This is a genomic window from Sphingomonas sp. AOB5 (genome assembly GCF_029433115.1).
Taxonomy (GTDB): Bacteria; Pseudomonadota; Alphaproteobacteria; order Sphingomonadales; family Sphingomonadaceae; genus Sphingomonas.
On record NZ_JARNTV010000029.1, the window covers coordinates 1 to 21,086 of the forward strand.

General features: G+C 65.8%; 24 protein-coding genes. 16 read left to right on the forward strand and 8 right to left on the reverse strand.

Translation table 11 applies throughout. From position 1 onward, the window contains the following. The 9 genes from P1X14_RS13180 to P1X14_RS13220 all read left to right on the forward strand — a co-directional run. A partial coding sequence (locus P1X14_RS13180; protein ID WP_277315840.1) for a GNVR domain-containing protein occupies window positions 1–763 on the forward strand: 763 nt, incomplete at its 5' end. A gap of 3 nt (window positions 764–766) precedes the next feature. After that, window positions 767–1,786: an AAA family ATPase gene (locus P1X14_RS13185; protein ID WP_277315842.1), complete on the forward strand. Its 1,020-nt coding sequence runs from the start codon at window positions 767–769 to the stop codon at window positions 1,784–1,786. After that, window positions 1,783–3,420 carry a hypothetical protein gene (locus P1X14_RS13190; RefSeq protein WP_277315843.1) on the forward strand — a complete coding sequence of 546 codons (1,638 nt, stop codon included), beginning with the start codon at window positions 1,783–1,785 and terminating at the stop codon, window positions 3,418–3,420. The genes P1X14_RS13185 and P1X14_RS13190 overlap by 4 nt, the downstream gene beginning before the upstream one ends. Window positions 3,421–3,436: 16 nt before the next feature. Next, on the forward strand, window positions 3,437–4,546 hold the full coding sequence (locus P1X14_RS13195) for an AAA family ATPase (RefSeq protein ID WP_277315844.1): 1,110 nt from the start codon (window positions 3,437–3,439) through the stop codon (window positions 4,544–4,546). A gap of 9 nt (window positions 4,547–4,555) precedes the next feature. Continuing rightward, entirely contained in the window at window positions 4,556–5,398 is an 843-nt protein-coding gene (locus P1X14_RS13200; RefSeq protein WP_277315845.1) for an XrtA system polysaccharide deacetylase, read from the forward strand. Next, complete coding sequence (locus tag P1X14_RS13205) at window positions 5,395–6,468, forward strand: FemAB family XrtA/PEP-CTERM system-associated protein (protein ID WP_277315847.1); 1,074 nt, start codon at window positions 5,395–5,397, stop codon at window positions 6,466–6,468. The genes P1X14_RS13200 and P1X14_RS13205 overlap by 4 nt, the downstream gene beginning before the upstream one ends. After that, on the forward strand, window positions 6,468–7,673 hold the full coding sequence (locus P1X14_RS13210) for a TIGR03087 family PEP-CTERM/XrtA system glycosyltransferase (protein WP_277315848.1): 1,206 nt from the start codon (window positions 6,468–6,470) through the stop codon (window positions 7,671–7,673). The genes P1X14_RS13205 and P1X14_RS13210 overlap by 1 nt, the downstream gene beginning before the upstream one ends. Further along, entirely contained in the window at window positions 7,670–9,202 is a 1,533-nt protein-coding gene (xrtA, locus tag P1X14_RS13215; protein ID WP_277315849.1) for an exosortase A, read from the forward strand. The genes P1X14_RS13210 and xrtA overlap by 4 nt, the downstream gene beginning before the upstream one ends. Next, the gene (locus P1X14_RS13220) at window positions 9,202–11,094 is read left to right on the forward strand and encodes an XrtA/PEP-CTERM system amidotransferase (protein ID WP_277315851.1); all 1,893 of its coding nucleotides are present in this window, start codon (window positions 9,202–9,204) and stop codon (window positions 11,092–11,094) included. Before xrtA ends, P1X14_RS13220 begins: the two co-directional genes overlap by 1 nt. Window positions 11,095–11,131: 37 nt before the next feature. On the opposite strand, the gene P1X14_RS13225 is transcribed toward P1X14_RS13220, so the two are convergent. From P1X14_RS13225 to P1X14_RS13240, 4 genes are all read right to left on the reverse strand, one after another. Beyond that, window positions 11,132–11,572, reverse strand: a complete 441-nt coding sequence (locus P1X14_RS13225; protein WP_277315852.1) for an MAPEG family protein — start codon at window positions 11,570–11,572, stop codon at window positions 11,132–11,134. Window positions 11,573–11,644: 72 nt separating this feature from the next. Next, window positions 11,645–12,025 (reverse strand): chemotaxis response regulator CheY, encoded by a 381-nt coding sequence (cheY, locus tag P1X14_RS13230; protein ID WP_277315853.1) that lies wholly within the window; start codon window positions 12,023–12,025, stop codon window positions 11,645–11,647. A gap of 60 nt (window positions 12,026–12,085) precedes the next feature. After that, a complete protein-coding gene (locus P1X14_RS13235) occupies window positions 12,086–13,165 on the reverse strand; it encodes a deoxyhypusine synthase (protein WP_277315854.1) in 1,080 nt (359 codons plus the stop codon). Window positions 13,166–13,270: 105 nt separating this feature from the next. Then, window positions 13,271–14,455 carry a type III PLP-dependent enzyme gene (locus P1X14_RS13240; protein ID WP_277315855.1) on the reverse strand — a complete coding sequence of 395 codons (1,185 nt, stop codon included), beginning with the start codon at window positions 14,453–14,455 and terminating at the stop codon, window positions 13,271–13,273. A 150-nt stretch (window positions 14,456–14,605) separates the two neighbouring features. Here P1X14_RS13240 and P1X14_RS13245 point away from each other — a divergent pair, with 150 nt between their 5' ends. From P1X14_RS13245 to P1X14_RS13260, 4 genes are read left to right on the forward strand one after another with little or no spacing between them, the layout of a single operon-like run. Beyond that, entirely contained in the window at window positions 14,606–15,574 is a 969-nt protein-coding gene (locus tag P1X14_RS13245) for a threonine/serine dehydratase (protein ID WP_277315856.1), read from the forward strand. A gap of 6 nt (window positions 15,575–15,580) precedes the next feature. Further along, complete coding sequence (locus P1X14_RS13250) at window positions 15,581–15,754, forward strand: hypothetical protein (RefSeq protein WP_277315857.1); 174 nt, start codon at window positions 15,581–15,583, stop codon at window positions 15,752–15,754. Next, window positions 15,742–15,930, forward strand: a complete 189-nt coding sequence (locus P1X14_RS13255; protein ID WP_277315858.1) for a hypothetical protein — start codon at window positions 15,742–15,744, stop codon at window positions 15,928–15,930. The genes P1X14_RS13250 and P1X14_RS13255 overlap by 13 nt, the downstream gene beginning before the upstream one ends. A gap of 1 nt (window position 15,931) precedes the next feature. Next, complete coding sequence (locus P1X14_RS13260; protein ID WP_277315859.1) at window positions 15,932–16,150, forward strand: DUF2093 domain-containing protein; 219 nt, start codon at window positions 15,932–15,934, stop codon at window positions 16,148–16,150. On the opposite strand, the gene P1X14_RS13265 is transcribed toward P1X14_RS13260, so the two are convergent. The 4 genes from P1X14_RS13265 to P1X14_RS13280 are packed head-to-tail and all read right to left on the reverse strand — an operon-like array spanning window position 16,147 to window position 18,472. Next, complete coding sequence (locus tag P1X14_RS13265; RefSeq protein WP_277315860.1) at window positions 16,147–17,046, reverse strand: ADP-ribosylglycohydrolase family protein; 900 nt, start codon at window positions 17,044–17,046, stop codon at window positions 16,147–16,149. The two genes, P1X14_RS13260 and P1X14_RS13265, sit on opposite strands and share 4 nt — an antisense overlap. Window positions 17,047–17,050: 4 nt before the next feature. Continuing rightward, window positions 17,051–17,305, reverse strand: a complete 255-nt coding sequence (locus tag P1X14_RS13270; RefSeq protein ID WP_277315861.1) for a hypothetical protein — start codon at window positions 17,303–17,305, stop codon at window positions 17,051–17,053. A gap of 32 nt (window positions 17,306–17,337) precedes the next feature. Then, window positions 17,338–17,802: a GFA family protein gene (locus P1X14_RS13275; RefSeq protein WP_277315862.1), complete on the reverse strand. Its 465-nt coding sequence runs from the start codon at window positions 17,800–17,802 to the stop codon at window positions 17,338–17,340. 13 nt (window positions 17,803–17,815) lie between these two features. Beyond that, window positions 17,816–18,472 (reverse strand): alpha/beta hydrolase, encoded by a 657-nt coding sequence (locus tag P1X14_RS13280; RefSeq protein ID WP_277315863.1) that lies wholly within the window; start codon window positions 18,470–18,472, stop codon window positions 17,816–17,818. 93 nt (window positions 18,473–18,565) lie between these two features. Here P1X14_RS13280 and P1X14_RS13285 point away from each other — a divergent pair, with 93 nt between their 5' ends. From P1X14_RS13285 to P1X14_RS13295, 3 genes are read left to right on the forward strand one after another with little or no spacing between them, the layout of a single operon-like run. Further along, window positions 18,566–19,636, forward strand: coding sequence for an aminotransferase class V-fold PLP-dependent enzyme (locus tag P1X14_RS13285; protein ID WP_277315864.1), 1,071 nt, complete (start codon window positions 18,566–18,568; stop codon window positions 19,634–19,636). Further along, the gene (locus P1X14_RS13290; protein WP_277315865.1) at window positions 19,633–20,712 is read left to right on the forward strand and encodes a cysteine desulfurase family protein; all 1,080 of its coding nucleotides are present in this window, start codon (window positions 19,633–19,635) and stop codon (window positions 20,710–20,712) included. Before P1X14_RS13285 ends, P1X14_RS13290 begins: the two co-directional genes overlap by 4 nt. Beyond that, window positions 20,709–21,041: a 2Fe-2S iron-sulfur cluster-binding protein gene (locus P1X14_RS13295; RefSeq protein ID WP_277315866.1), complete on the forward strand. Its 333-nt coding sequence runs from the start codon at window positions 20,709–20,711 to the stop codon at window positions 21,039–21,041. The genes P1X14_RS13290 and P1X14_RS13295 overlap by 4 nt, the downstream gene beginning before the upstream one ends. Window positions 21,042–21,086: the final 45 nt, after the last annotated feature.

Here is a 21,086-nt window from a genome sequence, read left to right on the forward strand (position 1 = left end):
CCCGGCCCGCGCGCGCCTCAACGCGATCATGGGCCAGATCGCCGAGGCGCGTGCGCGCGGCTGGACCGACAATCATCCGGACATGATCGCGCTGCGCGGCCAGCTTTCGGCGGCGCAGGCAGCTGCCCGCAACGAGCCGTTGGTCGGCGGGGGCGGGGGCGCATCGAGCAATCCGCTCTATCTCAGCCTTCAGGCGATGCGTGCGGACAAGATCACGCAGGTGGCTTCGCTCACCCAGCGCAAGTCTGCGCTGGAAGGCGATCTCGCCAAGCTCAACGCGGCGATGAACGACAATCCGGCGGCCGCTGCCGAGCAGTCGCAGATCGACCGCGACTATCAGGTGCTCAAGGACCAGTATGACAAGCTGCTCGCCGATCGCGAGCAGGTGCGCCTGCGCAGCTCGGTGCAGAACGAGACCGATGCGGTGAAGTTCAGCGTCATCGATCCGCCCACCCAGCCGCGCACCCCGACTGCGCCGAACCGCACCCTGTTGCTGACCGGCGTGCTGATCGCAGGGCTGGGCGCTGGTGTCGCTGCGGCGTTCGCTTTGGGCAAGCTGACCACCACCTATTCGACCGCCAGCCGCCTCGAGCGCGCCAGTGGCATGCCGGTGATCGGATCGATCGGCGAGGTCGTCACTTCGGCCCAGACGGCGATGCGCCGCAAGAAGCTGTTGCTGTTCGCGGGCGGTGTCGCGGCGCTTGGCGCTGCCTGGGTCGGGCTGCTCGGCGTCGAGATGATCCAGCGCGGAATGGGGGCGTAGAGCGTGAACGATCATAGTCCTCGCCGCTACAAGGGTTCGCTGCTCGAGCGGGCAGCGGAGCAGCATGCGTTCGGCGTCCCGCCGGTCGCCCGCACTCAGCCCCAGCCGGCTCCGCAACTGCCGCGCGAAACCTATCCCGATCTGCCGCCGCTGCCGCCGGTTCAGGTCGCGCCGCCGGTCCAGCCGGTTCAGGTCGCCGCGTCCGAACCTGCCTATGAGGAACCGGCCCCCGCGATCCGTCGCGGCTTCGCCGCCGAAGGGGCTGCTGTACCGGCCGCGCCGACCGGTCGCCGCAAGGTCGCTATCGACCCAGCGCTCCTGTCGCAGGGCGGCATGCTCGTGCCCGGTGGCCCGATCACGGCGCTGGCCGAGGAATTCCGTCAGGTGAAGCGCCAGTTGTTGCTGACCGCGCGCGCCGTGGCCGGTGCCGATGCCCAGCGCGCCCGCATGGTGCTGGTCTGCTCGGCCCAGCCGAACGAGGGCAAGACCTTCTGCGCGATCAACCTCGCCGTCTCGATGTCGGCAGAGAAGGATGTCGAAATCCTGCTGGTCGATGCCGATCTGGCCAAGCCCGATGTGCTCGACCGTCTGGGCGTGGCCGAAGGGCCGGGCCTTCTCGACGTGCTGTCCGGCGCGGTCGCCAGTGTCGAGGATTGCATCATCGACACCGATATCCCGCAGCTCTCGCTGCTGCCCGCGGGCACGAAGACGCATGGCGACACCGAACTGCTCGCCAGCGATCGTGCGCGCCGGGTGATCGACGGCCTGACCGCCGCCAATCCGCGCCGCATCGTGATTTTCGATTCGCCGCCTGCGCTCGCCGCGTCGCCCGCCGCCGTGCTGGCGCTGCATGCGGGGCAGGTAATGCTGGTGGTGCGCGCCGACCGGACCACCGAGTCCGACCTGCGCGAAGCTACCGCGATGCTCGACGGATGCGAGCATATCCAGCTCGTTCTCAATTCGGTTTCGTTCCAGCCCGGCGGACGCCGGTTCGGCAGCTATTATGAGGAGGCGGGGAAGTGACCCGGCTTGGACTGCTCACCACCGCCGCGCTTGCGGTTGCTACCGTCGCCACGCCAGCCTTCGCGCAGGAGGGGCGCCAGCAGCGCCGCGCCAGCGTTCAGCCCTATATCGAGGTCGGGCAGGTGCTCACCGCCGATCTGGGCAATGGCGGCGACGTGCTGACCTATTCCACGGTTTCGGCCGGTATCGACGCGAGCATCCAGACCCGCCGCGTGCAGGTCCAGGCCAGCTATCGCTACGAACATCGCTTCTCGTACGACAAGAAGGTCGCCGACGATTCGATCCATAGCGGTCTCGTCACCGCCCGCGTCGTCGCCGCGCCCGGCTTCACGCTGGAGGCAGGCGGCATCGCCACGCGCGCACGCAGCGACATTCGCGGCGATGCTGCGGTCAATCCGGTCGGCAATGTCCGCAACACCAGCCAGGTCTATTCCGCCTATGCCGGTCCATCGCTGTCGACCCATCTCGGCCCGATGTTCGTCAACGGCGCCTATCGCTTCGGCTATACCAAGGTCGAGGCGCCGGTTGGCGGCACCGGCCTGGCCGCGGGCACGCAGCCACTCGACGTCTATGACAGCTCGACCGTCCATGTCGCGACCGCCAGCGTCGGGGTGAAGTCGGGCACTGTGCTGCCGGTCGGCCTCACCGCCAGCGGCTCCTACACCCGCGAAAATGCGGGTCAGCTCGACCAGCGGTACGAAGGCAAGTTCGGCCGTGGCGACGCCGTGCTGCCGATCGGCCGTGGTCTCGCGGTCGCGGGCGGCGTCGGATACGAGAAGATTCAGATCAGCCAGCGCGATCCGCTGCTTACCGCGGGTCCGAACCCGGTTCCGGTGGTCGATGCGGCGGGCCGTCAGGTCACCGATCCGAATTCGCCGCGCCGCATCGCCTATGATTTCGACGGCATCTTCTGGGATGCGGGCGTCATCTGGCGCCCCAGCCGCCGCACCTTCCTCGAAGCGCGTGTCGGCAAGCGGTACGGCTCGTGGAGCTATACCGGTTCGTTCAGCTATCAGATCGGCCCGGGCAGCGGTGTCCAGATCGGCGTCTATGACTCGATCGAGAGCTTCGGGCGTCAGCTCAATGGCGGTCTCGCCACGCTGCCCAATAGCTTCCTCACCAATGGCGATCCGCTGGGCAACCAGAACAGCAGCTGTGTGTTCGGCACCGCCGGCAATGCTGCGGGAAGCTGCATGAACGGCATTCTGGCATCGACCACCACCGGCAATTACCGCGCACGCGGCGTGACCGGTGTGCTGGTGCTCGGCCGTGGCGGCACCCAGTTCGGCGTCGGCGGCGGCTATTCGCGCCGCAGCTTCATCGCGCCCAGCACCGGCACCGGTAATGGCATCAACATCAACGGTGTGACCGACGAGACCTATTATGGTCAGGTGTTCGCGTCGCAGTCGCTCGGACGCAACGCGTCGCTCGGCGGCAACGCCTATCTCAGCTATTATGACAGCGGCCTGCCCGGTGCGGATGGCGTGATGGGTTGGGGCGCGAACGCGGTCTATACCCAGCGCTTCGGTCCGATCGGGGCGACGCTGGCAGCCGGCGTGTCCGGTTTCGAAGGACAGGCTAACGATAGCGCAACGTCTGCGCAGGCACTGATCGGCCTGCGGTACGGGTTCTAAGGGTCGGGGCAGAGATATGTACGACGACCATTATGGATTGAGCGGCAGGCCGTTCCAGCTGACGCCCGATCCGCGTTTCTGGTTCGATACCGCCACGCACCGCAAGGCGATGGCCTATCTCGGCTATGGCCTGAGCCAAGGCGAAGGCTTTGTCGTGATCACCGGCGATCCGGGTGCCGGCAAGACCACGCTGATGGGCCATCTGCTAGGCACGATCGATCGCGAGCGGATGAACGTGATCAAGATCGTCACGACCCAGCTCGCGCCGAACGACCTGTTGCGCCTGGTCGCGGCCGGGCTTCAGATCGATGCGAACGATCTGCCCAAGGCATCGATCCTCTCGGCGATCGAGCGCGGCCTGCACGCGGTCGCGCGCAACGGCCAGCGCACGCTGTTGATCGTCGACGAGGCGCAGTCGCTGCCGCTGGAAACGCTGGAGGAGCTGCGCATGCTCTCCAATTTCCAGGCGGGCGGCTATCCGCTGCTTCAGATCTTCCTGCTCGGCCAGCCCGAGTTCCGGCTGACGTTGCAGGATCCGCGGCTGGAGCAGCTGCGCCAGCGCGTGATCGCAATGCACCATCTCGATTCGATGGATGCCGACGAAGTCGAGCCGTATCTGATCCATCGCCTGTCGTGCGTCGGCTGGCGGGGCAAGCCGCGCTTCACCAACGATGCGGTGGCCGCCATGTACCGCTGGTCGGGCGGCAGCCCGCGTCGGCTGAACCAGCTTGCCGGCCGCGTGCTGCTGTTCGGTGCGATCGAGCAGATCGAGACCTTCGGGGCCGACGATCTCGCCACGGTGATCGCCGATCTGGACAATGATACGCCGCACAGCGCCTATGTGCCGCCCGCGCCGCAGCCGGTGGCCGAGGAGCCGTATGAGCTGCGCGAGGTCGCGCCGATCCCGATGGGATCGCCCGCGCCGCCGCCCGCAGGCGATCCGCGCCCGCTGCGCCACGACGCGGTTCAGGACCCGATGCAGCGCATCGCCGAGCTGGAAGCCCATATGAAGGAACAGGACGAGGCGCTGCGCCGCGTGCTGACGCTGCTGGTTGACTGGGTCGAGAGCAGCGAAAGCAAGGGTGTGCGCCCCGATCTCTCCGCGCTCCGCGGCAACGCGGCGTAAGCGCTCCGCATGGTCGTCAACGCCCTCTCGGTCGATGTCGAGGACTGGTTCCAGGTCGGCGCCTTCGAGAAGGTGATCGACCGGCGGGACTGGGACACGCTCGAGCATCGCGTCGAGGCCAATACCGACAAGGTGCTGGCGCTGTTCGAGGCGGGCAACGTCAAGGCGACCTTCTTCACGCTCGGCTGGGTAGCGGAGCGTTACCCCGCGCTGATGCGCCGCATCGTCGAGGCGGGGCATGAGATCGCCAGCCATGGCTGGGATCACCAGCGCGTCTTCACCATGGGACCCGAGCAGTTCCGCGCCGATCTGGCCCGCGCCCGCGCGACCATCGAAGATGCCAGCGGCGCCAAGGTCACCGGCTATCGCGCGCCCAGCTTCTCGATCGACACTCGCACCCCTTGGGCACACCAGGTGCTGGCGGAAGAGGGGTATCTCTATTCGTCGAGCGTCGCGCCGATCCGCCACGATCACTACGGCTGGACCGATGCGCCGCGTGGCGCGCACCGCCCGGTCGCCGATGCCGATCTGATCGAGATGCCGATCACCATCGCCAAGGTCGGTGGCAAGGAAGTGACCACCGGCGGCGGTTTCTTCAGGCTGTTGCCCGGCAGCATCGTCAGCACTGCGGTATCCGCCGCGAACCGCGATGCGCGCCCGGCCATCTTCTATTTCCATCCTTGGGAGATCGATCCCGGCCAGCCGCGCGTCGCCAATGCGCCGCTCAAGTCGAAGCTGCGCCACTATGCCCGGCTCGGCGCGATGGCCGGCAAGCTGAAGACGCTGATCGCCGGTCATCAATGGGGCCGGATGGACGAGATCGTTGCACGCGAAGCGGAGCGGCTGCAGTGAACGCACCCATGCTCTCGCGCCCTGTAGGCATTCATGTCGCCAATCTGGACGATCCGATCGAACGCGCGCGGATCGGCGCCTATGTGCACGATCACAAGCACGGCACCCCGTTCCACCTGCCGGCATGGAGCGCCGCGGTGGCCAAGGGATGCGGCCAGAAGAGCCACTATCTCGTCGCCGAGAAGGGCAATGGCGAGATTGCCGGCGTCATGCCGCTGACCGAATGCAGTTCGCCCTTGTTCGGCAAGGCGCTGGTCTCGGCCGGGTTCGGCGTGGGCGGGGGCATATTGGCCGACAAGCCTGACGCGGTGGCGATGCTCGCCGAGGCGTCCTGGGCGCTGGCGGGCAAGCTGAACTGCCCGACGATGGAAGTCCGTGGCGGCCCGCTGCCGGGTCCTGAATGGCATGTCGATACCGAGCGTTATCAGGGTTTCGAACGCGCGCTTGCCGCCGATGACGAAGCCGAGCTGCTGGCGATCCCGCGCAAGCAGCGTGCCGAGGTACGTAAGTCGCTCTCCAACGACCTCGATGTCAGCACGGGCTGTCATTTGGAGGACGCGCAGACCCATTATGCCGTCTATGCCGAGATGGTGCGCAATCTGGGCACGCCCGTATTCCCCCGGACTCTATTTTCCGAGGTTTTGCGGGAGTTTGGCAAATCGTCGGACATCCTTATAGTCCGCCATCGCGGGGTGGCTGTGTCGAGCGTGTTGAGTCTGTACTGGAAAGGCACCGTCTATCCCTATTGGGGAGGCGGCACCGCCGCCGCACGTGCGCTGCGCGCCAATGACCGCATGTATTTCGAATTGATGCGCCATGCCCGCGAGCGTGGCTGCACCCGCTTCGATTTCGGCCGTTCCAAGACCGGCACCGGACCGGCGGCGTACAAGAAGACCTGGGGCTTCGAGCCGCAGCCGCTGACCTATTACGAGCGCACCGCCGACGGCGAAAAGCCGCGCGACGCCAGCCCGCTCAATCCGAAATACCGGCTCCAGATCGCGGTGTGGAAGCGCCTGCCGCTCTGGGCAGCGAACGCCGTCGGGCCCTTCATCTCGAAGGGGCTTGGCTGATGGGCGACATTCTCTTCCTCGCGCATCGCATCCCCTATCCGCCGGATCGGGGGGACAAGATCCGCGGCTTCCACATCCTGAAATATCTCTCGACGAAGAAGCGTGTCCATCTGATCGCCTTCGCCGACGATCCCAAGGATCTGAAGCGCAAGGGCGGGCTTGCCCGCTATACCGGCAATCGCTCGATCATCTGGCGCGCCAAGTCGCAGACGATGGCGGCGCTTCAGGCATTGCTCTCGCATCGCCCGGTGTCGCTGACCGCGTTCGACAACCAACAGCTTCGCGCCTCGGTCGAGAATATCCTGGACCGGCATGCGATCGACACGATCTACGTCTTCTCCAGCCAGATGGCGCAATATGTGCCTCAGCGGCTGCGCCAGAAGGTGATCATGGATTTCGTCGATATGGATTCGGCGAAGTTCGCGGCGTACGCGCAGAGCAGCAAGGGCCCGATGGGCTGGATGATGGGCCGCGAAGCCCGTCTGTTGCTGGCACATGAAAAGGCCGCGGCGCGCAACGCGGACGCCAACATCTTCGTGAGCGAAGCCGAAGCCGAACTGTTCCGCGAGCGCACCGGCGCCGAGCGGGTGCAGGTGATCGAGAACGGCATCGACACCGAACAATATGATCCCTCGGCCAGCTTCAAGCGGATCGACACGATGGGCCGTCCGATCGTGTTCACCGGCCAGATGGACTATCGCCCCAATGTCGAGGGCGTGATCTGGTTCGTCGAGACGATCCTGCCGCATATCCGCGTCGATCATCCCGATGCCCGCTTCGTGATCGTCGGCCGCAACCCGACCGACGCGGTAAAGGCGCTGGCCAAGCATCCCGGCGTCACCGTGACCGGCGAAGTCGCCGATGTGCGCGGCTGGCTCGCCGCTGCGGCCGTGGTCGTGGCTCCGCTGAAGCTCGCGCGCGGCATCCAGAACAAGGTGCTGGAAGGCATGGCGATGGCTCGCCCGGTGGTGGCGTCCGCTGCGGCCGCGCAGGGCATCGAGCATGGCGACACGATCATGGTCGGCGAGACGGTGGGCGAGATCGCCACTGCGGTGAGCCAGCTTCTGTCCGATCCGAAACGGGCCGCCGAACTGGGTGCCGCCGCGCGCAAGCAGGTGCAGGAGCGCTATAGCTGGGAAGCGCGCCTCTCCGGCCTCGACGAGATTCTCGGCATCAAGCCGCGCGGGCGGAGGACGGCGGCGTGACCGCGCTGGCCGCATCGCATGCGCCGTCCGGCGTCACGTTCGATGCGCGGTGGCAGCGGCACGCGGCGATGCTCGTGGGCGTCTGGGCTGCGCTGATCCTGCTGTTCCGCCACGATGCGCGCGATCTGGTCGAGATCTACTGGACCAACACCACCTACGGACACTGCCTGTTCATTGCCCCGGTCGTTGCCTGGCTGGTGTGGCAGCGCCGCGCCGAACTGTCTCAGGTCGCACCACAGGGCTGGTGGCCCGGCCTCGCGATCGTCGCGGCGGGCGGGCTGGGCTGGGTGGTCGGCGATGCTGCGGGTGTTGCGCTGTTCCGCCATGCCGGGCTGGTCCTGATGATGCAGGGCGCGGTGGTGACCGTGCTCGGCCCCAATGTCAGCCGCGCGCTGCTGTTCCCGCTGGTCTATATGGCTTTCCTGGTGCCCTTCGGCGACTTCTTCGAGGAGCCGCTGCAGAACCTGACCGTCGCGATGATGATGCCGCTGCTGCATCTGTTCGGCGTGCCCGCCACGGTGGATGGCGTGCTGATCACCACGCCCAACGGCTATTTCGAAGTGGCCGAGGCCTGTTCGGGCGCCAAATTCCTGATCGCGATGATCGCCTATGGCGTGCTGGTCGCGAACGTCTGTTACGTCTCGTGGCGCCGCCGGATCGCCTTCATGGCGATGGCGCTGGTGGTGCCGGTGATCGCCAACGGCATCCGCGCCTTCGGGACGGTCTATGCCGCCTGGTGGACTTCGGTCGAGGCGGCCACCGGATATGATCATATCGTCTATGGCTGGGTGTTCTTCGGGCTGGTGATGGCCATTGTGCTGGCGATCGGCTGGAAATGGTTCGATCGCGATCCCGACGCCCGCTGGTTCGATCCGGCCACGCTGCAGACCCCGCCGGCAAAGCGTGTCGACGCACCTATCGCTTCGGCACTGGTGCTGACCGTCGCGGCGCTGTTCCTCGGCTGGTCGAGCGCGATTGCCGCCAGCGCCACGCCGTCGCCCGCCAATGTCGAATTGCCCAATGTCGTGGGCTGGGAACGCGCGCCGCTCAGCGGTTCGGCGGCCTGGTCGCCCAACTATCCCGGCGCCGATCACGTTCTGATGGGCCGCTATGTCGACCGGCAGGGCAGGGCGGTGGACCTTGCCGTCGCGGTCTATGACCATCAGCAGGAAGGCAAGGAACTGGTCGGCTTCGGCATCGGCCCGATCCGCCAGAACGACCGCTGGGTTCGCATCGAGGATCTGAGCAATCTGGACGGCGGCGCGGCGTTGCGCATGACCGGTCCGGGACGGGTGGAGCGCGAAGTCGTCACATGGTACCGCGTCGGCAACATCGTGACCGGGAGCGCCAACCGCGTGAAGCTCGAAACCCTTTTCGTCAAACTCTTCGGCGGCCCGCAGCGCGGCGTTGCGGTGCTGATCTCGTCCGAACGCGGCGCGGGTTATAACTCGCGCGATGCCATCGCCGATTTCCTGCGCGCCGCCGGCCCGGTCGACGTGCTTGCGGACCGCATGTCCGGCACCCGCTGATGTGCGGGATCGCGGGGCTCTACTACCCCAATATTGCCAAGCCGGTTGATCCTGCCCGCGTCGCGCAGATGGCCGACGCACAGGCGCATCGCGGTCCGGACGGATCGGGCGTGTGGACCGCCAACGGGGTAGGGTTGGGGCATCGCCGCCTGTCGATCATCGATCTGGGCGGCGGCGCGCAGCCGATGCTGACGCCGGACAGCCAGATCGCCGTCACCTACAATGGCGAGATCTATAATTTTCAGGAAGTCCGCGCCGAGCTTGAGCGGCTGGGCGCGCGGTTCCTGAGTAACAGCGACACCGAAGTGCTGCTCCATGGCTGGCGCGCGTGGGGCCCAGACATGCTGTCGCGGCTGAACGGCATGTTCGCCTTCGCGTTGTACGATGCGAAGGCCAAGAGCCTGTTCCTCGCCCGCGACCGGTTCGGCGTGAAGCCGCTTCATTATGCCCAGCTTTCCGACGGTGCGGTCGCCTTTGCGTCGGAACTGAAGGGCATCCTTGCGCATCCTTCCTTCCGTCGCGTCGCCGATTTCCGTGCGATCGAAGACTATCTCGGCCTTGGCTACGTCCCCGACGATGCCTCGATCGTCGCGGGTGTGAAGAAGCTGCCCGCGGGGCATTTCCTGCTGCTCGAACGCGGCAAGCCGGTCCCGCAGCCGGTGCAGTGGTGGGACATCGATTTCTCGCAGCGCGCGACCGGCAAGCCGAAGGACCTTGAGGCCGAACTGGTCGAGCACCTGCGCGCCGCAGTCACCTCGCGGATGATCTCGGACGTGCCGCTGGGCGCGTTCCTCTCCGGTGGCGTCGATAGCTCCGCGGTGGTCGCGATGATGGCCGAGGCCAGCCGCAGCGCGGTGAAGACCTGCACCATCGGGTTCGACGTGGCCGATCATGACGAGACCGCCCACGCGCAATTGATCGCCGAGCGATTCGCCACCGAGCATCGCAGCCGCAAGGTCGCGGCCGACGATTTCGCGCTGATCGACACTTTGGTCGATGCGTTCGACGAACCCTTTGCCGATGCCTCCGCGCTGCCCACTTACCGGGTGTGCGAACTGGCGCGCGAGAATGTCACCGTCGCGCTTTCGGGCGACGGCGCGGACGAGGCGTTCGCCGGCTATCGCCGCTACAAGTTCTTCGCTGCCGAGGAGCGGATGCGCGGCTTGCTGCCATCTGGCCTGCGCTCGGGCATCTTCGGCACGCTGGGCAAATATTACCCCAAGGCCGATTGGGCGCCACGTCCATTCCGTGCGAAGACGACCTTCCTCGCGCTCGCCGAGGGTGGCGAATATGCCTATCCCAAGGCAGTCGGCGTCACCGGACCCGATCTGCGCCAGCGGCTCTACACCCGCTCGGCACTGAAGGCGCTGGCGGGGCATAATGCCGAGCAGCGCTATACCGATACGATGCGTCAGGCCCCGGCGCGCGACGGTCTCGACCGCGCGCAATATGCCGACATCAAGCATTACCTGCCCGGCGACATCCTGACCAAGGTGGATCGCACCAGCATGGCGGTCAGCCTTGAGGCACGCGAGCCGCTGCTCGATTATCGCCTCGTCCAGTTCGCCGCGACCCTGCCGCCGTCGATGCGGATCCGGCAAGGGCAGGGGAAGTGGCTGATGAAGAAGGCGCTGGAGCCGTGGTTGCCGCGCGACATCCTCTACCGGCCGAAGATGGGCTTCGTGACGCCGATCAGCGCATGGTTCCGCACCGCGCTGGCCGACGAAGCGGCGAACCTCGCCAAGTCGAAGGTCCTTTCGGAAACCGGCTGGTTCGACACCGCGACCATCCAGTCGCTGGCCGCGGACCACCGGTCCGGCCGCGCCGAGCATGGCCGCACCCTGTGGCAACTCCTGATGCTCGAACGCAGCCTGACGCGGTTGTTCGGTTAGAGTCGTTTTCAGCGGTGCCGCCTAACCGAAAACGACTCTAGATCGATCCCGATACGATCAGTGCACGCGCCGCCTGCACCACCAGCGCGATCAGCACGAGCGTCGACAGGCCGAACAGCATGAAGCGGAAATAGACGCGGTTGATCGTCGCCTGCACCAGGCTGTGCACGATACGCAGGCCGACATAGGCCCAGGCCAGCCACAGATTATATCCGCCGCCTGCGCTGAGCAGCGTCAGGACGAAGCAGATCGCGTAGAACAAAGTCGGCTGTTCCATCAGATGGATGTAATTGTGCGCGGGCCATTGCGCCTTGTCGGCCACCACGCCGTCCAGCGCACCGGGCCGTCCGCCGACGACTTTCTTCACGTCGATGCCGACAGCCTTCATCGCCGGCATGCGCACCGCGACCAGCCAGACGAGCATGAGCAGCGACCAAGCGATCAGCGTGACCACGGGCGCAAGAATAGGTGCAATCATGATGTTCCTCCCCCAAAGATGGAGGGGAAGCTGAAGCAACCGATCACGAAACGCAACTGGAACGGCTGCAGACTAGCCGTGGTCGAAGATACGGGAGAGCTTCTCTGCCAGAGTTGCGGCGGTAAACGGCTTTACCACATAGCCGCTGCCTCCAGCCTGAGCCACCGCGATGATATTGTCCCGTTTTGCTTCGGCAGTCACGACGAGGAACGGGATGTGGTGCAGCGCCGGATCGGCGCGGATAGTCGTCAGCAGTTCCAGACCGGACATGGTCCCGAGCGTCCAGTCGCAGATGACCATGTCGAAGCCCGATTCGCGTAGTTTCGCGAGAGCTTCCGGGCCGTTTCCGGCTTCTTCGACGTTCGAAAAGCCGATCTCCTTCAGGAGATTGCGCACAATCCGCCGCATCGTGGGGAAATCATCCACGATTAGAAACCGGGTCTTCGCGTCCATCGAAACCTCCGCAGCGGTGAAGCAACGGTCGTAACCGTTACTTCACCGCAACGAAAGCGATCAGGCGAATAGCTTCGCCCAGCCGCGCTTGGCGCGATCCTTCCAGTGGCCGCGGTGATAGGCGTCGCTGGCCAGCAGCGGCATCACCGAACCGGCTTCGGCGAACACCATCTGCTCGATGCCGGTGTTCACCTTGCCCCACGAAGCCGCTTCCTGCAGCGTCGAGGACGAGCAGGCGCCGTCGCGCACGTCGGCGACGGTGATCTGAACGGCGTACTTGTGCACTTCGACGTCCTCGTGGCCGAGGATTTCGGCGCAGACGACGGTGTCCTGGATGAAGTTCTTCGGCACGCCGCCGCCGATCATCAGCAGGCCGGTGGTGCCGGCCTTGATCTTGATCTCGGTGAGCTCGCGGAAGTCGGCGATGGCGTCGAGCACCATATAGGGCTGGCCGGCCTTGGCACGGTCCACCTGATGCTTGACGAGGCCGAAGCCGGCCGACGAGTCCACGAACGCCGGGCAGAAGATCGGCACGTCATGCTCGTATGCGAGCTTGACCAGGCTGTTGTCCTTCTTGCCATGCTCGACGAGATACTTGCCCATCTCGCGGATGAAGGCGCGGCTCGAATAGGGCTTGGCTTCCAGCGTCTCGGCGATCTCGAAGATCGTGTGGTCGACGTTCTGGAGCGCTTCCTCGTCGATGTACGTGTCGTAGATGCGGTCGATATAGAGCGAACGCAGCGTGTCGTCGTCGGGGATTTCCAGCGCCTGATAATGCTTGTGGCCAAGGCCCTCGAAGAAATCCATGTCGACGATGGTCGCGCCGGTCGCAACGACCAGATCGACCATGTTGTTGCGGATCAGCTCGGCATAGAGGTCCATGCAGCCGCCGGCCGAAGTCGAACCGGCGATCACGAGGCACACGGTGCAGTCCTTGTCGGCCAGCATCTCGTTGTAGATCTTGGTGGCGCGGCCCAGGTCACGGCTGGTGAAGCTCATGTCCGCCATCGCGTCCACGATCGGGCGCGCGTCGAAGCTGGTGATGTCGATATGCTTGACCTGCTTCGACAGCAGCTCCGCCTTGCGGGTGTCGTTGATCGGCGCATTGGCCGCGGCGGTCTTGGTCAGGGTGTCGGTCATGGGATTCCCCATCTTCGCTTTGCCGCCGTCATTAGGGGACGCGGAAACCCGTAAGGAGGCGGATGCCGTAGCACCCGCCTTCCCGATCTGGCTAGAATGCAGTCGTTACAGCTTTACGACGTTCGACGGGATCGCCCGTTCCGCAGGCATGTAGAGCGAAGCCATCGGCTCGTCCTCCATCACCACGGTTTCGTCCGATCCGAAGCCGTTGAACGCGGTCCGCATCGCGGAGCCGTATGCGCCCAGCATGCCGATCTCGATATAGTCGCCGGCCTGCACGTCCGCGGGGAGCATGAAGGGACCGGTCATGTGGTCGAGATCGTCGCAGGTCGGGCCGTAGAAGCTGAACGGCATGTCGCGGGCATTGGAATCCGGCTCGCGCAGCAGCAGCACCGGGAAACGCCAGCCGATATGCGCGGCATCGAACAGCGCGCCATAGGCGCCATCGTTGATGTACAGCTCGTCGCCACGGCGCTTTTCCACGCGCACGATCAGCGAGCTGTATTCGGCGCACAGCGCGCGGCCGGGCTCGCACCACAGCTCGGACGAATAGCTGACGGGCAGCGATTCGAACGCGCGGTGGATCGTCTCGAAATAGAGTTCGAGCGGCGGCGGCTCCATGCCGGGATAGGTCGACGGGAACCCGCCACCCACGTCCACGACATCGACGGTGACGCCTGCTTCGACGATGGCCGCGCGCACGCGCTCCATCGCCTGGGCATAGGCGTCCGGCGACATGGCTTGCGAACCGACATGGAAACAGATGCCCAGCGCGTCCGCCACCTGGCGGGCCGCGATCAGCAGTTCCTTGGTCTCGCCCGGCATCACGCCGAACTTCGATGCGAGGCTCAGCTTCGACAGGTCGGAAGACACGCGGATGCGAACGCACAGCGTCAGGTCCGCGGCGCCGTTGGTGGCGCCGACGATCTTGTCCAGCTCCTCCATCGAATCGAGACTGAAGGTGCGCACGCCATGCTCGAAATAAGCCTGACGGATCGCTTCCTCGGCCTTGACCGGATGCATGAAGCACAGAGTGGCTTCAGGCAGGGTGCGGGCGACCAGACGCACTTCCGCGATGGAAGCGACGTCGTAATGCGTGATTCCGCTGTCCCACAGGATCTGCAGGAGTTCGGGCGACGGATTCGCCTTCACGGCATACATCGAGCGACCCGGAAACTTCTCGACGAAGAAGCGGGCGGCACGCGATGCGGCGTGCGGACGAATGAGCGTGACCGGCTGGACCGGTCGAAGGGTGGTAGCTAACCCCAGCGCGCTATGATGCTTGTGCAACTCAAGGGACCTCCAAGTGGCTTGCGCCTACGGTGACAAAAAGCTGCCTTGCGGTTGGAAGTCCCATGGGGCAGCGGAAGGCGCACATAGGGTCGGTGAGTCTGCGTGTAAAGTGATTCTGAATCCGTATTTCTCCGGCGGGGATAAAATGTGACAATTCTGCGACAACCGACACGGGCAGGGGTCCGCGACGCTGCTGCGAAGATCGCGGCGATTCTTCCGCAAACCCCTCTTTTGACTGCAGAAATTCACGGGACCCCGGTCGCGTTCAAATGCGAGAGTCTGCAGCCAATCGGCGCGTTCAAGATACGCGGCGCATGGCATCGGCTCACCGCATTGGACGCCGCGACTCGCGAAAAGGGCGTGGTCGCTTTTTCGTCCGGAAATCACGCGCAGGGCGTCGCCTGGGCAGCGCGGCGGCTCGGCATTCCCGCGGTGATCGTGATGCCGGCCGATGCGCCGAAGGTGAAGCTCGATGCGACCATGGCGATGGGTGCGGAGGTGGTCCGATACGACCGCATGACCGAGAGCCGCGAGAAGATCGCGGCGCATCTCGCCCATGCCCGCGGCGCCACTCTGGTGCCCAGCTTCGACGATGCGTGGATCATCGAGGGGCAGGGGAGTCTCGGCATCGAGGCGATGACCCAGATGGTCGAGATGAAGCTTCCCGATCCGATGCATGTGATCGTGCCCTGCGGCGGCGGCGGGCTGGCCGCGGGCGTCGCGTTGGCGCTGCCCGAAGCCGAGATCGTCCTTGCGGAACCCGAGGGGTGGGACGATATGCGCCGCAGCCTGGACGCGGGCTGGATCGAGCCGGTTGGCGACAATCCGCCCGAGACGGCGTGCGATGCGCTCCAGACCAAGGAAGTCTCGCCGCTGACCTTCGACGTTTTGTCGCGGCGTGGCGCGACCGGCGTGGCGGTGAGCGAATATGAGGTGCGCGAGGCCCAGCGCTGGGCGGCACGCACGCTCAAGCTGGTGGTGGAGCCGGGCGGCGCAGTGGCGCTGGCGGCGTTGCTGGCGAGGAAGGTCGAAATCAAGCCGGGGACGCTCGTGATCCTCTCCGGCGGCAATGCGGATCCGGACGCCTATGCCCGGGTCCTGGCGACGAAGGACTGAGTGAAGGTGCAGCGTGTTTCCGGCAATATCCTCGCCAATCTGCTGAGCGGCGGCGCGTGGCTGCTGACGCATGGCGTCTACGGCATCCTGCGCGTGATTTACCGCCGCGACGTGAAGTGGATGGCGCTGTTCGCGGGTATCGTCGTCGCGCTGGTGCTGTTGATCAAATGGGTACTGTGACCCCCCAGATCGGCGTCGCGGCATCGGCGTTGCTCAGCATCATGATGCTGGCCGCCATCGCGCTCGCATGGGGCGGCTGGCGGATGTACTCGAAACACGGCGACAAGCGGAAAGGCGTGCTGATGTGGATCTGCGCCGTGATCCTGCTGGCCAATGTCGCGATCTGGACAATCTGAGATGCTCAATTCCACCGGCCCAGCGCTGATCCGCTACGAAACCCCCGAATTCCTCGTGCTGCGCCCGGGCAGCTGGGTGCTGTGCGCCGTATCGGGCGAGCGGATCGATCTGGAAGACCTGAAATACTGGAGCGCCGAGTTCCAGGAAGCCTATCGCGGCGCCGAGGAAGCCAGCGCCGCGATGCTGGCCGGCGGGGCGGCGAAGCTGAAGAAGGGCTAATCCAGCAGCTTCAGCGCAAGGGTCTCGATCTCATCAGCCCATGCGAGGCGTTGCCGCCAGGGTTCAGGGATGCCGCTCGCACCATATAGCGCCCCGGCGAGCTGGCCGGTGATCGCAGCGACCGTGTCGGCATCGTCGGCAAGGTTGGCGGCAAGCAGGATCGCTTCCTCGAAGCTGTGGGTCGTGCCCACACACCATAATGCGGCTTCGAGGCTATCGACGACATAGCCGCTCGATGCGATTTCGCCGCGCGCCTTGCTGCGCCACGACCCGTTCAGGATGGCAGCGATCTTATCCGAGCCGGTTGTCTCATGCGGCTCCAGTATCGCTTCGCGGCTCTCGCCCAGAATCGCGCGCCGGACGAGCAACGCATAGGCCGTACAGGCCGCGATGCATTCCTCGGCTCCATGCGTGATCCGGCTTTGGTCGCGGGCGACGCGTGTGGTTTCCTCCTCGCTGCGGCTGGCTCCCCAGATCGCGACCGGCGAGAGGCGCATCAGCGACCCGTTGCCTGCGCTCTTGGGGTCGCTCGATCCAGAGAAGGGATCGTCATATTCTTCGAAGCGGACCAAGGCACCTCGAGTGGCAATGCCGATATCGAAGCAGGTGCCGGTGCAGCTATACTGGCCCCGGCGATACCAGTTGAGAAACCGCACTGCGCAATCATGCGGATTGAAGCTCGGAACCGCCACAAGGCTGTGTCCCAGCGCGAGCGCCATGGCCGTATCGTCGGTCCATTGACCGGGCTTCAGGTCGAACGGGCCGCCGCCGATCATGTCGGTCAGGGGCGGCTGGACATCGCGCAGCTGAAACTCGAGCGTCGTGCCGACGGCGTCGCCCACGGCGAGGCCCATCAGCGCACCAACGGCCCGGTCCTTCAAACTGTCGGAAGCCAAGGCCTCAGCCCTTGGCTACGCTCTTCGTCTTCAGCAGGTGCAGCGCCCCGAAATAAGCCGAGGTACCGGTGACGATGATCGTCAGCAGCGGCCATCCCGCGCCCTGGCCTGGCGTCAGCGCGCCAGCGACGAACATCAGCGCGATCGGCACCAGCACCAGCGCCGCGGCGACGGCCCAGCCGATGTTGTTGAGGGGACGCGCGCTCAGGATCGGAGCGCCCGGTTCGTAGCGGAACATCGCGTTGCTCGTGTCGGTCATGGCGAGCAGCCTAGCCGATCGCGCGGGGGCGCTCAATCATGGTCGGGATGCTGGCGATTGCTCAGCCGGATCGCCTCGGCCCATTCGGGCGCGTCCGCGCCGGTCTCGCCTTCGTCGGGCAGGCCGCAAAGCCGTTCGAACCACGGCATGCGGGCTTCGCTGCCCATCTGCACCCTCGGTTCGAATGCTGCCGGATCGTCCAGCGTGCCGATCATCAGGTTGGTTCGCCCGCTGCTGCCGCGATAGAAGACCGGCGTGCCGCACGCAGCACAGAAGCCGCGATCGACATGTTCGGAGCTGCGGAAGGTGGCGGGCACGCCACGCGTCCATTCCAGCGCGTCGTTGGGCGCCGCGACCAAGGCCGCGAACAGATTGCCGCTGGCCTTCTGGCACATGCGGCAATGGCAGAGGTGCGAATTGTCGAGCATCGCCGTCGCCCGGTAACGGACCGCGCCGCACTGGCAGCCGCCCGTCACCGTGACGTCGATGCGATCCATCACCGGCCAGAAATCAGCGGATCGGCGAGTTGGGATCGAGACGCATGTCCAGATACTTGTCCACGCTGCCCATCAGCTCTTCCATCTCATGCTCGAAGAAGTGGTTCGCGCCCGGGATGGTGTCGTGATGGATAGTGATGTGGCGCTGAGTGCGCAGCTTGTCGACCAGCTTCTGGACAGCACCCGGCGTGACCACTTCGTCATTCTCGCCCTGGATGATGATGCCCGACGAAGGGCAAGGGGCAAGGAAGGTGAAGTCGAACATGTTCGCCGGCGGGGCAACCGAGATGAAGCCGCGAATCTCCGGGCGGCGCATCAGCAGCTGCATGCCGATCCACGCGCCGAAGCCGAAACCAGCCACCCAGGTGGTCGAGGCTTCCGGGTGGAAGCTCTGCACCCAATCGAGCGCCGACGCGGCGTCGGACAGTTCGCCGATGCCGTTGTCGAACGTGCCCTGGCTCTTGCCCACGCCGCGGAAGTTGAAGCGCAGGGTCGCGAAGCCGCGGCGCTGGAAGGTCTTGTACAGTTCCTGCACGATGCGGTTGTTCATCGTGCCGCCCGCATTGGGATGCGGGTGCAGGATCATCGCCACGGGCGCGCGCGGCTTGGGCGCAGGGGCGAAACGGCCTTCGAGGCGGCCTTCCGGGCCGGGGAAAATGACTTCTGGCATCGATGACCTTTGAAATTCTTGGGCGCCGGTGGAGCGCGTGAAGTTGCGCGCTATATAGGCACAGCGCCTTTCTGCGCAATTGGAACGATCAACTTGGCCGAACGCATCTATCTCGATCATGCCGCAACCTCGCCGATGCGCCCCGAAGCGCGCGAAGCGATGATCGAGGGGATGCTGCACTGGGCCAATCCGAGCAGCCCCCATGCCGATGGCCGCGCCGCGCGCCGCCAGATCGAGGATGCGCGCCGCCGGATCGCGCAGAAGCTCAACTGGGGCGGGCACCTGATCTTCACCAGTGGGGCCAGCGAAGCGCTGATGCTGGCGCTGGGCCGCGCGAAGGGCGGGCCGCGGATCGTCTCCGCCGTCGAGCATGACGCGGTGCTGCGTGCCGCGCCCGGCGCCGAGGTGATGCCGGTCACGCGTGAGGGCGAATTCGATACCGACTGGCTGAAGGAAAGGCTGGCGGTTGGCGACCGGCCGGTCGTGACGGTCCAGCATGTGAACCCGGAGACGGGTCGCAAGAATCTGGTTGGCGGCATCACGCATATGGTGCGCGGCGCGGGCGGGCTGGTGGTCGCCGATTGCGCCCAGTCCGCGGGTAAATATCCGCTGCCGGTCGCCGACATGACCGTGATCTCGGCGCACAAGCTGGGCGGGCCGCCGGGCGTGGGCGCGCTGCTGGTCCATGACATCGTCACGCTGGAGCCGACCGGCGGGCAGGAGTTCGGGTATCGCGGCGGAACCGAGAACCTTCCCGCGATCCTCGGCTTCGCGGCGGCGCTGGAGGCGTGCCGGCAATGGGTGGACGAGGATATGCTCGCGGCGCTGCGGCGGATGCGCGATGCGATCGGCGATGCGGGCGGGCGCTTCGTCGGCGGCTATGGCGAGTTCAGCGGCTATATCTTCCCCATCGCGATGCCAGGGATGGATGCGCGCATACAGGTGATGCGGTTCGACATGGCAGGATTCTCGGTCTCGGCGGGCAGTGCCTGCGCTTCGGGCACGCTGAAGCCGAGCCGGGTGCTGGCCGCGTTCGGCATCGCGCCCGAGCTGGCGGCCTCCACCATCCGCATGAGCATCGGCTGGAGCACCACGCCGGCCGAGATCGATGCCTTCACCGAAGCCTGGGTGAAGATCGCTGCCGAGGCATCGGCCCGCGCATGATCTATCTCGATTATCAGGCGACCACGCCGCTCGCACCCGAAGCCTTTGCCGCGATGCGGCCGTGGCTGGAGAGCAATTTCGCCAACCCGCACTCCGCTCATGCTCCCGGCCGTGCGGCCAAGGCAGCGGTGGCGGTGGCGCGCGATCAGGTGGCGGGGCTGCTGCCCGAGCATGGCGACGTCAACTTCACCAGCGGCGCGACCGAGGCGCTCAACTGGGCGATCAAGGGTGTGGGACCGGGACGCATCGTCACGCTGGCGACCGAGCATGCCGCTGTCCTCGATACCGCCGCGACGCGCGACGTGGAGGTGCTGGCAGTAGGCCCGGACGGCCGGGTCGATCTGGACCTTGCCCGGGCATCGATCCGCCCCGGCACGGCCTTGGTCTCCGCGATGCTGGTCAACAACGAGATCGGCACGATCCAGCCGGTCGCGGAGCTTGCCGCGATGGCGCATCAGGTCGGTGCGCTGTTCCTGTGCGACGCGGTGCAGGGCTATGGCCGCGTGCTGATCCCCGAGGAATGCGATCTGATCGCCATATCCGCGCACAAGATCCATGGGCCGAAGGGCTTGGGCGCATTGTGGATCCGCGATGGCGTTAAGCTCACCCCGCTGATGCATGGCGGAGGACAGGAATCGGGCGGCCGTTCGGGCACGCTCTCGCCTGCCTTGTGCGCCGGGTTCGGTGTCGCGGCGCGCATCGCCAAGGAGCGGTTCGGTGCGGACCATGCCCATGCCGAGCAGCTGTTCCGCGCGGCGCTCGCGCATCTTGGGCCGGAATGGGTGCTCAACGGCTCGGAAGATCATCGCTATCACGGCAATCTCAACCTGCGGCTCGAAGGCCTCGACGTCGCCCGGCTGATGTCGGACCTGCGCGATATCGCCTTCTCGGCCGGTTCGGCCTGTGCCAGTGGATCGGGCCGTCCCAGCCATGTGCTGCACGCGATCGGCCTTTCCGCTGCCGAAGCACGGTCGAGCATCCGTCTTGGCTTCGGCCGCTATACTACCGAGGACGAGCTGATCGCCGCGCTCACCCGCATCGACACCGCCGCCCGCAGCCAGAAGGTCGCCGCATGATCCGTGTCCGCTTCGTCGCAGCCGATGGCGAAACCCGCGAAGTCTCCGCGCCCGCGGGTTCGGGCCTGCTCGAGATCGCGCAGGCCGATGGCCAGCCGCTGGAAGGGACATGCGAGGGCCAGATGGCCTGCTCCACTTGCCATGTCATCGTCGCCGCCGAGGATTTCGATCGCCTGCCGCCCGCGGTGGAGGAAGAGGAGGACATGCTCGACCTCGCTTTCGGTGCGACCCGCACCAGCCGGCTCGCCTGCCAGATCGTGCTGACCCCCGAACTCGACGGCCTCACCGTCCGCATGCCGCCCGAGCATCGCGACATGCAGGGGCGCTGAAAATAATTTCGCGGCTCATGTCACAACCGGCAGCGCCATCTCGTC